General features: G+C 72.2%; 13 protein-coding genes and 2 pseudogenes. 10 read left to right on the forward strand and 5 right to left on the reverse strand.

Annotated features, from left to right (window positions below; genetic code table 11):
- Positions 1-58 precede the first annotated feature (58 nt).
- The 7 genes and pseudogenes from gap to OG349_RS03925 all read left to right on the forward strand — a co-directional run bounded on the left by gap (position 59) and on the right by OG349_RS03925 (position 7,511).
- On the forward strand, positions 59-1,054 hold the full coding sequence (gene gap / locus OG349_RS03890) for a type I glyceraldehyde-3-phosphate dehydrogenase (protein ID WP_327233237.1): 996 nt from the start codon (positions 59-61) through the stop codon (positions 1,052-1,054).
- A 222-nt stretch (positions 1,055-1,276) separates the two neighbouring features.
- Positions 1,277-1,753 carry a hypothetical protein gene (locus tag OG349_RS03895; protein ID WP_327233238.1) on the forward strand — a complete coding sequence of 159 codons (477 nt, stop codon included), beginning with the start codon at positions 1,277-1,279 and terminating at the stop codon, positions 1,751-1,753.
- A gap of 86 nt (positions 1,754-1,839) precedes the next feature.
- Positions 1,840-2,067: pseudogene (locus OG349_RS03900) on the forward strand (hypothetical protein); the annotation flags it as partial.
- On the forward strand, positions 2,006-2,377 hold the full coding sequence (locus OG349_RS03905; protein WP_327238433.1) for a hypothetical protein: 372 nt from the start codon (positions 2,006-2,008) through the stop codon (positions 2,375-2,377). The pseudogene OG349_RS03900 and the gene OG349_RS03905, both read left to right, overlap by 62 nt.
- Positions 2,378-2,872: 495 nt before the next feature.
- Complete coding sequence (locus OG349_RS03915; protein WP_442806193.1) at positions 2,873-4,453, forward strand: DUF4331 domain-containing protein; 1,581 nt, start codon at positions 2,873-2,875, stop codon at positions 4,451-4,453.
- Positions 4,454-4,539: 86 nt separating this feature from the next.
- Positions 4,540-5,889, forward strand: coding sequence for a tetratricopeptide repeat protein (locus OG349_RS03920; protein ID WP_327233239.1), 1,350 nt, complete (start codon positions 4,540-4,542; stop codon positions 5,887-5,889).
- Entirely contained in the window at positions 5,886-7,511 is a 1,626-nt protein-coding gene (locus OG349_RS03925; RefSeq protein ID WP_327233240.1) for a HoxN/HupN/NixA family nickel/cobalt transporter, read from the forward strand. Before OG349_RS03920 ends, OG349_RS03925 begins: the two co-directional genes overlap by 4 nt.
- 34 nt (positions 7,512-7,545) lie before the next feature.
- Here OG349_RS03925 and OG349_RS03930 read toward each other — a convergent pair whose 3' ends face one another.
- The gene (locus OG349_RS03930) at positions 7,546-8,184 is read right to left on the reverse strand and encodes a maleylpyruvate isomerase family mycothiol-dependent enzyme (protein WP_327233241.1); all 639 of its coding nucleotides are present in this window, start codon (positions 8,182-8,184) and stop codon (positions 7,546-7,548) included.
- A gap of 305 nt (positions 8,185-8,489) precedes the next feature.
- On the opposite strand from OG349_RS03930, the gene OG349_RS03935 reads away from it, so the two are divergent.
- On the forward strand, positions 8,490-9,008 hold the full coding sequence (locus OG349_RS03935) for a TetR/AcrR family transcriptional regulator C-terminal domain-containing protein (protein ID WP_327233242.1): 519 nt from the start codon (positions 8,490-8,492) through the stop codon (positions 9,006-9,008).
- 266 nt (positions 9,009-9,274) lie between these two features.
- Here the strand turns inward: OG349_RS03935 and OG349_RS34780 are convergent.
- Together OG349_RS34780 and OG349_RS03940 are read right to left on the reverse strand one after the other, a co-directional pair.
- Positions 9,275-9,625 (reverse strand): annotated as a pseudogene (locus tag OG349_RS34780) (MBL fold metallo-hydrolase); the annotation flags it as partial.
- Positions 9,607-9,846 carry a hypothetical protein gene (locus tag OG349_RS03940; RefSeq protein ID WP_327233243.1) on the reverse strand — a complete coding sequence of 80 codons (240 nt, stop codon included), beginning with the start codon at positions 9,844-9,846 and terminating at the stop codon, positions 9,607-9,609. The pseudogene OG349_RS34780 and the gene OG349_RS03940, both read right to left, overlap by 19 nt.
- A gap of 3 nt (positions 9,847-9,849) precedes the next feature.
- On the opposite strand from OG349_RS03940, the gene OG349_RS03945 reads away from it, so the two are divergent.
- On the forward strand, positions 9,850-10,053 hold the full coding sequence (locus OG349_RS03945) for a hypothetical protein (RefSeq protein WP_327233244.1): 204 nt from the start codon (positions 9,850-9,852) through the stop codon (positions 10,051-10,053).
- Here OG349_RS03945 and OG349_RS03950 read toward each other — a convergent pair.
- Positions 10,050-11,066: an SDR family oxidoreductase gene (locus tag OG349_RS03950; protein WP_327233245.1), complete on the reverse strand. Its 1,017-nt coding sequence runs from the start codon at positions 11,064-11,066 to the stop codon at positions 10,050-10,052. The genes OG349_RS03945 and OG349_RS03950 overlap by 4 nt on opposite strands.
- Before the next feature lie 116 nt (positions 11,067-11,182).
- Here OG349_RS03950 and OG349_RS03955 point away from each other — a divergent pair, with 116 nt between their 5' ends.
- Positions 11,183-11,884 (forward strand): TetR/AcrR family transcriptional regulator, encoded by a 702-nt coding sequence (locus OG349_RS03955; RefSeq protein WP_327233246.1) that lies wholly within the window; start codon positions 11,183-11,185, stop codon positions 11,882-11,884.
- 145 nt (positions 11,885-12,029) lie between these two features.
- Here the strand turns inward: OG349_RS03955 and OG349_RS03960 are convergent, their stop codons facing one another.
- Positions 12,030-12,245 (reverse strand): hypothetical protein, encoded by a 216-nt coding sequence (locus tag OG349_RS03960; RefSeq protein WP_327233247.1) that lies wholly within the window; start codon positions 12,243-12,245, stop codon positions 12,030-12,032.
- Positions 12,246-12,271 lie beyond the last annotated feature (26 nt).

Consider the following 12,271-nt stretch of genomic DNA (forward strand, 5'->3'; position numbering starts at 1 on the left):
CGCTGCCGTCGGCCGACCCCGCGCGCGAGACTTCAGGTGAACCGAAGGGACACCACTCATGACTCGTATCGCCATCAACGGATTCGGCCGTATCGGACGCAACGCGCTGCGCGCGCTGCTCGAACGTGACACCGACCTGGAGGTCGTCGCCGTCAACGACCTCACGGAGCCCGCCGCCCTGGCCCGGTTGCTCGCCTTCGACTCGACGGCGGGCCGCCTCGGCCGCCCGGTGACCGTCGACGGGAACACTTTGGTGGTCGGCGGCCACCGCATCGCCGTGCTCGCCGAGCGCGACCCGTCCCAGCTGCCCTGGGCCAAGCTGGGCGTCGAGATCGTCCTCGAATCGACCGGCCGCTTCACGTCCGCGAAGGCCGCCCGCGCGCACCTCGAAGCGGGCGCGAAGAAGGTGCTGGTCAGCGCCCCGTCGGACGGCGCCGACGTGACGCTCGCATACGGGGTCAACAACGCCGCGTACGACCCGGCGTCGCACACGATCATCTCGAACGCCTCGTGCACGACCAACGCGCTCGCGCCGCTGGCCGCCGTACTGGACGATCTCGCCGGCATCGAGCACGGCTTCATGACCACCGTGCACGCGTACACCCAGGAGCAGAACCTCCAGGACGGCCCGCACCGCGACCCCCGCCGCGCCCGCGCCGCCGCCGTCAACATCGTGCCGACCACCACGGGCGCCGCGAAGGCGATCGGCCATGTCCTGCCCAACCTGGACGGCAAGCTGTCGGGCGACTCGATCCGCGTACCGGTTCCGGTCGGGTCGATCGTCGAACTCAACACGACCGTCGCCCGCGACGTGACGCGCGACGAGGTGCTGGAGGCGTACCGCGCCGCCGCGCGAGGACCGCTCGCGGGTCTTCTGGAGTACTCGGAGGACGCGCTGGTGTCGTCCGACATCACGGGCAATCCGGCCTCCGCGATCTTCGACTCGGCACTGACGCGCGTCGAGGGCCGCCACATCAAGGTCGTCGCCTGGTACGACAACGAGTGGGGCTTCTCGAACCGCGTGATCGACACCCTGGAGTTCCTCACCCGCTGACTCCCTCACCTATGTGTCGCCGTGCATCCTGCCGGTGCTGCCCGTGGTCTTCCTCGCCGGAGGACCGGGCAAGCAGGAACCCTCGGCGGACACGCCGAAGGCGCCCGCGCTCCGGGCGACGGGGTCGGCCGCACCGGATCCGGCGGGCGGGACCGACGTCCTCGTCGCTCCCGCCCCGCCCCGCCCCGGGCGCGCGTCGCCCGCAACCGCCGCCCCTACGCGGTGGTCGCCGGGCTCGTCGTCAGCTTCAGCTTCTTCACGCTGCTGGGCCTGACACTGATCTCCGCCCTCGGCCTGCCGCAGGACATCCTGCGGTACGTGGGGCTCACGATCATCAGGCTGGCGGCGACGACGCGCAGTTTGCGCGGGTACGGAAGCCGTAACGCGTTCGGCGACGCGGCGCCCGGCCAGGGCGAAGACAAGAAGAGGAACGGCCGTGCCCACGGCGAAGGACAGGGTCAGGGCGACGATGTCGAGACTGATCTCGCCGCGCGCCCCCGCCACGGTGATGGCCGCGAGGACCGGTCCCGCGCACGGCACGTACAACAGCCCGCCATCCAGCGCGCGCTGCCCGACTACACCGGGCGGCCGCCCGATCGATCTGAAGTCGCTGCGCGGGAAAGTCGTTCTGATCGACTTCTGGACGTACTCGTGCATCAACTGCCAGCGCAGCCTACCGCGCGGCGGGGCTCGACGTGATCGGTGTCCCTTCCCCGGAGTTCGCCTTCGAGAAGGACGCGGGCAACGTCGCCGACCGGGCGAAGAAGCTCGGGGTCACCTATCCGGTGGCTCTGGACAACAACCTGGACACCTGGAACAACTACCGCAACCGGACCGAGGATCTGATCAGGAACCTGCTCAAGCAGGCGGACCCCACCGTCCGGCTGCCGGGGCGCACGGAGTCCGCGCGGACCGGCGACCACCTCACGCAGGGCCGCACGCCGGAGACGTATCTCAGCAACCTCCGCATCCGCAGGTACGCCGGCCGGCCCCTCCAGGAGGACAAGGCGGCGGTCTACCGCTTCCCGGCCGCCCTCCCCGCCGACGGCATCGCCCTGGACGGCACCTGGACACGGATACGAACACTTCACCGCCGGACCTGGCGCCAAGGTCGCGCTCAACTACCGCGGCAAGAACGTGAACGTCGTCCTGGCGGGCGACGGGCCGGTCCAGGAGCTCGTCAACGGCAAGGTGACCAAGACCCTTCAGGCCCACGGAACTCCCACGCTCTACAGCCTGGTCGACGACCCCGAACCCCGCCGGGCGCGCGTCGAGATCCGCCCCACACCCGGTGTCGAGGCGTTCTCGTTCACCTTCGGGTAGCCGTCCGGCTCCCTCCCGGGGCGGATGGTTCGTACCGCACATGGACGAGGAGTTCGAACGGCAGGCCGGCACCCGGCTCGGTAGGGCGGACGCGTTCCTCTTCGGCCGCCGTACCTACGAGAATTTCGCGCGGGACTGGCCGACACGGAGCCGGCGCCCAGGCACTCCCGACCGAACCGATCCGCGCGGCCCGCACCGGACTCAGCTCCCGGTGCGGGCCGCGCGGCTGTGTCACACGGAATCCTCGCATCGCGCGGAACACTCGCCCGAATGCAGCACAGACGCCCACTCCTTCGAGGGAACAGGCCGGTGGGGACCAACCCACCCCATGGGGTCCTGACGAAGAGGAAGCGTGGGCCGACCCCACGGCCGGGGCCACCGCTGGTGGCTCCGGGCGCGCGGTCCGGCTCCGTGCCCCACCCCACCTGAACCTCCCCCTGCCCCCTCGCGCGGTGTGTGCGAGGGGCCGGGAGTTCGCATTCGAGAGGAACCGTCTTGAAGTCCAGACCTACATCATCGGCACGACCACGCTCGCGGCGCGTGCTCGACCAGTCCCTCCTCGTCCTGGGCGCCGGCGCGCTCGCGACCGGCCTCGGCGCCCTCACCCTGGCGCCGGGCGTCAGCGCCGCCTCCAGCCACCGCGAGGCGCCGCTGATCGCGGGCGACCCGCGTGCGGACAACACCGACGTGTACGCGTACACCAGCCTGGACCGCCCCGACTCGGTCACGCTCCTGGCGAACTGGATCCCGTTCGAGGAGCCCAACGGCGGGCCGAACTTCTACGCCTTCGGCGAGGATCTCCGCTACAACATCAAGATCGACAACACCGGTGACGGCGTCTCCGACATCACGTACACCTGGCGCTTCCACAACAAGGTCCGCGACGCGGCCAACCAGTTCCTGTACAACACCGGCCCGGTCACCTCGCTGAACGACCCGGACCTCAACTTCCGTCAGGTCTACGACCTGGTGGTCTCCCACGGGAGCAAGAGCAAGGTCCTGCTCTCCGACGTACCGGCCGCCCCCTCCCGCGTGGGGCCCGCCTCCATGCCGAACTACGCCGCCCTGCGCAACCAGGCGATCCGCAACGTACCCGGCGGCGGCAAGACCTTCGCCGGCCAGGCGGACGACTCGTTCTTCGCCGACCTCCGGGTCTTCGACCTCCTGTACGGCGGGAACCTGAGCGAGACCGGCCAGGACACCCTCGCGGGCTACAACGTCAACTCCGTCGCCCTTCAGATCCCCAAGGCACAGCTCGCGCTGAAGGGGAACCCGGGCCGTAACCCGGTCATCGGCGTGTGGTCGACGACCGACCGCCAGGGCGTGCAGGTCTCCGACTCGCGCGCGCCGCGCCCCGCCCCGTGGAAGCAGGTCTCGCGCCTGGGCAACCCGCTGGTCAACGAGGTGGTCGTACCGCTGAAGTACAAGGACGCCTTCAACACGCTCAACCCGGACCAGGACCGTACGGTCCAGCCGGTCGTCGACAAGGTCCTCGACCCGATCCTGCCCAAGCTGATCCAGCAGGTGTACGGCATCCCGGCCCCGGCCACCCCGCGCAAGGACCTGTTCGAGATCTACCTGACGGGCATCTGCAAGGCGTGCGGGCCGATCCAGGCCGACCTCAACTCCCACCGCCTGAACAAGGACGCGTCGCTGAAGCAGATCGTCCCGGCGGAGGAGCTGCGCCTGAACATGGCCGTGCCGCCGACCGCCGACCCCCAGCGGTACGGCGTGCTCGCCGGTGACCTGGCGGGCTTCCCCAACGGCCGCCGCCTCACCGACGACGCCATCGACATCTCCCTCCAGGCGGTCGAGGGCGCCGCCCAGACCGGCCAGCTCGTTCCGGCCCTCGCGGACGGCGACAAGGTCGACACCAACGAGGTGCCCTTCGGGACGTCGTTCCCGTACCTGGCACTTCCGCACACCAAGTCCGTGAACAGCGGTCCGGACGCGCCCGAGAGGACCTCGATGAAGGGCGCCGCGGCCTTCGGCGGCCTCGGCGCGCTGCTGCTCGGTGCGGGCGGCCTCCGCCTTCGCCGTAGCCGCGGCCTCGGCCTCAGCCGCAGGTCCGGCTGACCCACCACGCTCCGGGCGGGGCACGGAGGTCGGTCCTCCGGTCCCGCCCGGGGCCCCATCCATCGCCTTTCACCGGGGAGAATCCTGTGCACCGGCCCGAAGACCCACCCGCCCCCGCGATCCGCCGGCGCAGACACCTGCGCAACACCGCGATCACTCTCGCCCTGGGAGCGGTCATGTTCACCGTCGGCGCCATCGGCCTCTCCCCCGCCGGCTCCGGCACACCCGAACCCGACACCTCGGTCACCGCTTCGCCCGCCTCCGGCCAGGCGCGCGGCATCGAGGCGATGCGCGAGCGGGTACGGCGCCTACCGAAGGATCCGGTCAGCTGGGCGGACCTCGGGATGGCGCTGGTGCAGCAGGCCAGGACCACCGCCGACCAGTCCACGTACGCCCAGGCCGAGACGGCCCTGCGCCGCTCGCTCGCACTCCTGCCGGCCGAGAACCTCCACGCCGAGATCGGCATGGGCGCCCTCGCCGCGGCCCGCCACAGCTTCCGTGACGCCCTGACCTGGGCCCGCAGGGCCATCGCGACCAGCCCCGCGACCCCCGCCTCCTACGGAGTCCTGGCCGACGCCCACACCCAACTCGGCCGGTACAAGGACGCGGAGGACGCCGTACAGAAGATGGCCGACCTGCGCCCGGACAGCTCCTCCCTGGCCCGCGCCTCCTACACGTTCGAGCTGCGCGGCGACACCGGCCGGGCCACGTCCCTCATGGAACGCGCGCTGCGGGCGGGGGGCACCCCGGGCGAGCGCGCCTTCGCCCACACCCACCTGGCCTCCCTCGCCCAGGAGAGCGGCGACCCCGCGACCGCGCTGCGCCTGGCGGACGCCGGTCTGGCCCTCGCGCCCCGGGACCCCGGTCTGCTGGCGGCCCGCGCCAAGGCCCACGCGGCCCGGGGGGAGTTCCGGCAGGCGGTCGCCGACTACACCACGGCGGTCGCGGCGGCCCCGCTGCCGCAGTACCTCCTGGAACTCGGCGAACTCCAGCAGTCCCTCGGCCACCGCGACGAGGCCGAGGGCCAGTACGCGGTCCTGCGCGCCCAGGAAACACTCAGCCGGGCGGGCCGCGCCCCGGCGGACGTCGACGCGATCCTGTTCGAAGCCGACCACGGTGACCCCCGGCGGGCCGTGACCATGGCCGAAGCCGCCGTACGGGAGCGGCCGTTCATCGCCGTACAGGACGCGTACGCCTGGGCGCTGCACCGCGCCGGACGCGACGAGCAGGCCCTCGTACCGGCGGACCGGTCTCTCGCGCTCGGCACCCACAGCGCGCTTTTCCTGTACCACCGCGGCGCCATCCACCAGGCACTCGGTGACACCGCCGCCGCCCGGCGCGATCTCCGGCGGGCGCTGGCCATCGACCCCTCCTTCCATCCGCTGCACGCCCCCGCGGCGCGCGCGGCGGTCCGGCGAATCGACGACACCCCATGAACCTCAGCACCCGCCGGCGCCTGGTCGCCGTCCCGCTCACCGCCGCTCTGCTCACCCCGTTCGCCCTGCTGGCCGCCGCACCACCGGCGGCCGCGCACCCCCTGGGCAACTTCACAGTCAACTACGCCACCCACTTCACCCTCCGCCCGCACGCGGTCGAGGCGGAGATCGTGGTGGACCGCGCAGAGATCGCGGCGGCGCAGGAGCGCCCGCTCATCGACCGGGACCACGACGGTTCCCTCGGCGCCGATGAGCGGGGGGCGTACGCGGACAAGGCATGTGCCACGCTCGCCGGGCAACTGGCCGCCGACGTGGGCGGTGTGCGCATCCGGTGGAACCGGGGCGCGGGCGGCCTGACCTTCCGTACGGGCGAGGCGGGGCTCAGGACCAGCCGACTGACCTGCCGGCTCGACGCCGACGCGCCCCTCAGCTCGCCGGCCGACATCCGTGTCGTCACCCACTACGACACCCGGCGTATCGGTTGGCGCGAGATCACCGCCGACGGCGAGGGCGTCACCCTCACCGCCTCCTCCGTCCCGGCGGTCTCAGCCACCGACCGGCTCCGTCACTACCCCCGAAACCCGCTCGCCGCGCCGCTCGACCAGCGCGGTGCCGAACTGCGGACAGCCCCGGGGCAGGGGCCGACGGCCGGGCCCGGGGCCCGGATCGTGCCGTCCGGCGTGCCCGGAGCGGGCGTCGTCACGGCCCTGCTCGACAAGGTCTCCGACCGCTTCGACGCTCTCATCGGCAGCCGCGAACTGACCCTTCCCGTCGGCCTGCTCGCCCTGCTCCTCGCCGTGGTCCTCGGCGCCTCCCACGCGGCGATGCCCGGCCACGGAAAGACGATCATGGCCGCTTATCTGGCCGGCCGCCGGGGCACCCCTCGCGACGCCGTCACCGTCGGCGCCACCGTCACCCTCACCCACACGGCCGGCGTCCTCGCCCTCGGCCTCGCCCTCCCGCTCGCCACCCACCTCGCCGGGGAGGCCGTCCTCGCGTGGCTCGGCGTGGTCAGCGGCCTTCTCGTCACCGCCATCGGCTGCCAACTCCTGCGCTCAGCCGTCCGAGGCGACCAGCGCGAGCACCACCACGGGCATGGGCAGGGGCATGGACACGGGCACGGGCATCACCACCCCCATGGAGAGCACGGGCACAGCCACCACCCGCTGCCTGTCCTGCCGCCCTCACGCCACACACCCACCAGCGGCACCACCGTCGTCCTGACCAAACCGGCCACCGCGCTCCAGCACGATCACGACCACGACCATCATCACCACTCCCCCACTCCGTCCCGGGGAAGGCGCTGGTCCCTGGTCGGGGTCGGCATCGCGGGCGGTCTCGTACCCAGCCCGTCGGCCCTGGTCGTTCTCCTCGGCGCCGTGGCACTCGGCCGGACGGCCTTCGGCGTCCTCCTCGTCATCGGCTACGGCCTCGGCATGGCCGCCACCCTCACCCTGGCCGGACTCCTCCTCGTACACCTGCGCGACCGCATCGGCACCCGTACCGCGCAGAGGGCCTCCGCCCGGCTGAAGGCGCTCGCGCGCATCGGCCCCGCCGCCACCTCGGCCCTCGTGCTCCTTGTCGGGATCGGCCTCACCGCCCGGGCCGTCACCGGCATGTGAACAGGAAAGCCGCCAGGGCACCAACGGATCGCGCTCACAAACGGGTCCGCAGGGTGGTGGTGCCACCACCGGTGAGCCGGGGCAGGGCGTGACGCCGGCCGGCGAGGACGGAGATGAGGTGCTCGGCCGTGCCGGCGACGTCGAGGTTCCGATCGCCGGGGTGGTGCCAGTCGGTGTCGGTGGTACGGAGGGTGAGGCCGCGGGCCCGTGCGCGGGCCGGAATGAACGGGTTGGGAACGGTCGTCTCGATCTTCAGGACGGCGTTGGCGACTTCGGGAGCGGTACGGGCCGGGCGGCCGAGGGCAAGGGCGATGTCGAGGTGGTGGACGGTGTGGTCGCCGAGCATGAGCGGGGCGGGCAGGAGTCGTCCGATGCCCCGGGGCCGCACGCGGGCCCGGTCGAAGGCGTCGAGGAGTTCGGCCGGGGTGTGACGGTGGCCGTGGCGGCGGGAGAGGTCCGCGTTGGCGCTGTCGAAGGACGCGCGGTGGCTGCCCAGGGCGACGAGCAGCCGTGACAGCGGAAGCCGCAGTCCGAGGACGAGATGGGCGAGGACGTCCCGGTTGGTCCACCCGGCGCACAGGCTGGGGCGGTGCCACTCGTCATCGGTGAGGGTGCGGGCGAACGAGGCGAAGTGGTCGTCCTGGCGGGCGAGGAGCGCGGCGTGGTCGGTCACGGCCCACCCCGCCGAGCACCGTCGGCCGTGGGTGCCCGGTGAGTTCGTGGCCGGATCGACGCGCGGGTCTCCGGCGGGGCGGTGGGGGTCGGGGGCATGGGTGGGCGTCCTCCCTCTGATCTGATACGTACGGTGTACGTGTAGTGCCTTCGGATACGTACGCTGTACGTGTCAAGGAGAGGGCCACGATGAGAGCCCGGTTCACGATTGCGGAGATCCAGTAGCAGGCGCTGGCCATCGTCGATCGCGACGGCCTGGCCGGGCTGTCGATGCGCTCGCTCGCGGGGGCACTCCGGACGGGACCGATGACGCTCTACAACTACGTCAAGGACCGCGAGGCACTGGAGGAACTCGTGGTCGACGCCTTCGCCGCCCAGGTGGACCTGCGGGAACCCACCGACGACTGGGCCGCCGACACGCGGGCCGCCGCGACCGCCCTGTGGCACGCGGTCCGGGCGCACCCGGCCGCCGTACCGCTCGTCCTCACACGCCGCACGTCCGGCCCGGCGGCTCTGGCCCCGGCGGAGGTCCTGGCGTCCGCCCTCACCCGCTCGGGCCTGGGCGGCGCGGATCTGCTCGCCGCCTTCCGCGCCGTCATGGCCTTCGTGATGGGCCTCGCCCAGGCCGAACTCGCGGGCCCCCTGGCCCCGGAGGGCGCCGCGACCGCCGAGGCACGGCGCGTCGGCGCCCTCGCCGAGGGCACCCTCCCGGCCCTCTCCCGACTCGCCGCCGTCAGCGCCGGCCACGCGGACGAGGAGTTCGACCGAGGCCTCGCACTCATCCTCGGGGGCATCCGGCAGGCCGCGGCGAGCGAGCGAGCCTGACCGGCGCGGGCGCAGGACTGTCCGAGGTCACACCTCGGGGACAACCGCCGTACGCACTGATGGAAGCCCTCGACCCCGGCCCCCGTCAGCGGCGCGCCGTGCGCCAACCCGACAGCCGTCACGTTGTGCGGGATACGGCTCAGGCTGCCGGCCCGGGTGGAGGGGTCGGCGGCCACCGAAGCGCCGGGATCCCGTCGAGGAAGGGCCCCCACGCGCCGGAGCGTCCCCCTTGGGGAACACGACTGGGGAACACGACCCGCCTCCAGCCGGCCGGCGTCGGCCTCATGGATCAGGATCCGGGCGCCGGTGCGGCGGCGCAGTTCCGCCGCACCCTTGACGTGGTCGGGGTGGGCGTGGCTCAGCACGATGTGCTTGATGTCGCCGGGCTCGCGGCCCAGTTCGCCCACAGCGGCGAGCAGAACGCCGGGGGCCTTGGCCCACCCGACGTCGACCAGAGTGAAGCCGTCGTCACCGTCGAGGCTCTCCCGGTTCCGTACGAACCGGAACCTCAGGTCGTCCGTGCCCACGTCACCCAGGAGCGACTTGCGCTCGGTGTCGGAAGGGGGGCGATCCCGGCCGATCCGGCGCGGTACGCGCCTCACATCCGCTCGGCCCACCGCTCGATCAGAGGCGCGGCGGCCCGCAGCACCTCGATCTCGTCGTCGTCGAAGGCGGCGAGCAGGGCGTCGGTGAACCGGTCGGCGATCGCACTGTTGCCCGAGCGCAGCGCCTGCTCGCCCTCCGTCGTCGGTGCCAGGAACATGCGACGCCCGTATCGCGGATCGGGTGAGCGGGCGACGAAGCCTCGCTTCGCCAGCAGCGCCACGGTGGCGCCCATCGCTTGCGGGTTGATCTGCTCCTGCCGCGCCGGTCGGCCGTCGTCGCCGGGCCGGCCCGGTCGAGCCGGGAGAGGAGCCGCAACTCCGGGCTGGTGAGGGCCGCGTCGTCCACGCCGTCCCGGATCCGCCGCTTCGGCAGGCTGACGCTCATCAGCATCGCCGCCGCGACCTCGTACGCCTTCGTCCGCCGCCTAGTGCAGGCCTAGGCTTGCACCCCTGGGTTGGCAATGCCGGACGGGTCGGCAATGCCGGACGGAAGCCCGTCGGCGGTGTGCGGCGGCCGGGCGGCGCCGCGAGGATCCGCCAGGGCCGGGAGAGAGACACCCGTCAGGCGTTCCGCCTCCATCCACAAGCGCGCGGCGCTCGCGTCATCGAGAGCCTGGCGCGGGATACGGGCGGGGGCGGTCGGCCCCACCAGGTCGAACCGGCCGCCAGGACCGTAGTAGGCACCTGCGGCCGCGTCGGGGTCGGTCGCGGCGAACAGCAGTGGTTCAGCGCCCTGTTCGACCCCCTGCGAAGGCAGGAAGGGCAGGCTGTTGAGCAGCGAGCGCTTGGGCCTGTCCCGGCCCAGACTCGCCCCCGCGCTCTGGAGGTTGGTACGGGTGAAGCCGGGATGCGCGGCCGCGCTCAGCAGGTTCCAGCCGCGCTCCCGGGCGAGGACGGCCAGGTGGCGGGCGAACATGAGGTCGGCGAGCTTGGACTGCGCGTAGGAACGGTTGGCGCTGTAGCGCCGCCGCTCCCACTGGAGGTCGTCGAAGGCGATGCTGCCGTACGACGCGGTACCGCTGCTCATGGTCACCACTCGCGGCGCGGGGGCGGCCAGCAGAAGGGGAAGCAGGCGCACGGTGAGGGCGAACGGGCCGAGGAAGTTGCTGCCGAACTGGAGCTCGAAGCCGTCGGCCGTGGCCATGCGCGACGGGGGCGCCATCACGCCGGCGTTGTTGACCAGCAGGTCCAGCCGGCCGTCGGCGAGGATGCCGTCGGCGAACTCCTTCACCGACGCCAGGTCCGCGAGGTCGATCCGGCGCACCTCAAGACTGGCTCGCGGGTCCCGCGCCAGGATCCCGTCGCGGGCGCGCTCGCCTTTCGCGAGGGTGCGTACGGCCATGACGACGTGCGCTCCGGCGGCGGCGAGCCGGCGGGCGGCCTCTTCGCCGGTGCCGCTGTTGGCGCCCGTGACAACGACGGTCTTTCCGGTCTGGTCGGGAACGGTGTACATGGGGGCTCCTGGATGGTCACGCTCAACCGCGCCATAACGGACCAGCGGTCTCTTATGAAGAGGCTAACAGACTGGAGGTCCGATAACAACGGACCAAGGGTCTGTAAGCTGTGGGCATGGCCTCGAACCCACCCCCGGCACCGCTTCAGGGCTTCCAGCGCGCACGCAACGAGGAGCAGCGCGCCCAGCGCCGTCGGCTCATCCTGGAGACCGCGGCGGCGATGCTGGCGGAGATGCCGGTGGCGGAGGTGAGCCTCAACGAACTGAGCCGCCGCGTGGGCCTCGCGAAGTCCAACGTGCTGCGCTACTTCGAGTCTCGCGAGGCCGTGCTGCTGGAACTGCTCCACACCGCCTCGCAGGAATGGCTGGAGCACCTGGACGACGCGCTCGGCCGCGCGGTGGACTCACACGCGGATGTCGTCGGGCGCGGCCGAGCGGTGGCCGCCACGCTGGCGGCGACCCTGGCGGCCCGCCCCGTACTGTGCGATCTGCTGAGCGCCCAGGCGGCGGTGCTGGAACGCAACGTGTCGGCGCGTGTGGCCGCCGCGTACAAACGTGCCGCCATCGGCGACGTCGAGACCCTCGCGGGCCTGATCGGCGGGCGGCTGCCCGAAATGGGGGCGGCCGACGCCCTGCGCTTCGCCGCCGCGGCCGTGATGATGACCGGCACGATCTGGGCTCACGCGCATCCTTCGGCCGCCATGCTCGCCGCCTACGAAGCCGAACCGGCGCTGGCCGCGATGCGCCTGGACTTCACGGATCCGCTCCACCAGCTCCTCGAAACACTGCTCGCCGGCCTACTGGCCAAGTGGGGCTGACGCGATCGTTTGGTGGTACGTCTTCCCGCGGCTCATCCCGAGCAAGGTGGTGACGGACGCCCGCGCGAGAGCGGCGGCGATCGCGTCACCGACGACCCGGCCCTGCGGAAGGAATCACAGCGGGGTCCTTGGCGCCGGAGGGTATCTAGTCGCAGATCTCGACGACGCCGACGTAGTCGAGTTTCTTTCTCAGGACATAACCGGTCGCGCTTCCCGAGATGACCTCGTCGACGGTCCCGTAGTAACGGTCATCGACGGGCGGCGGATAGCTCGCGGACTCCTGCCGGAAGAACAGGGTCCCCGACGCGACATCGCCGATGCGCTCCCCCTCGGCGTCCCAGATCTGGCCCTTGTTCGTCACCCGGTACTGCTGGCGCGACCGGCAGG

Origin of the sequence: Streptomyces sp. NBC_01317 (assembly GCF_035961655.1) — a bacterium.
In the GTDB taxonomy this organism is placed as follows: Bacteria; Actinomycetota; Actinomycetes; order Streptomycetales; family Streptomycetaceae; genus Streptomyces.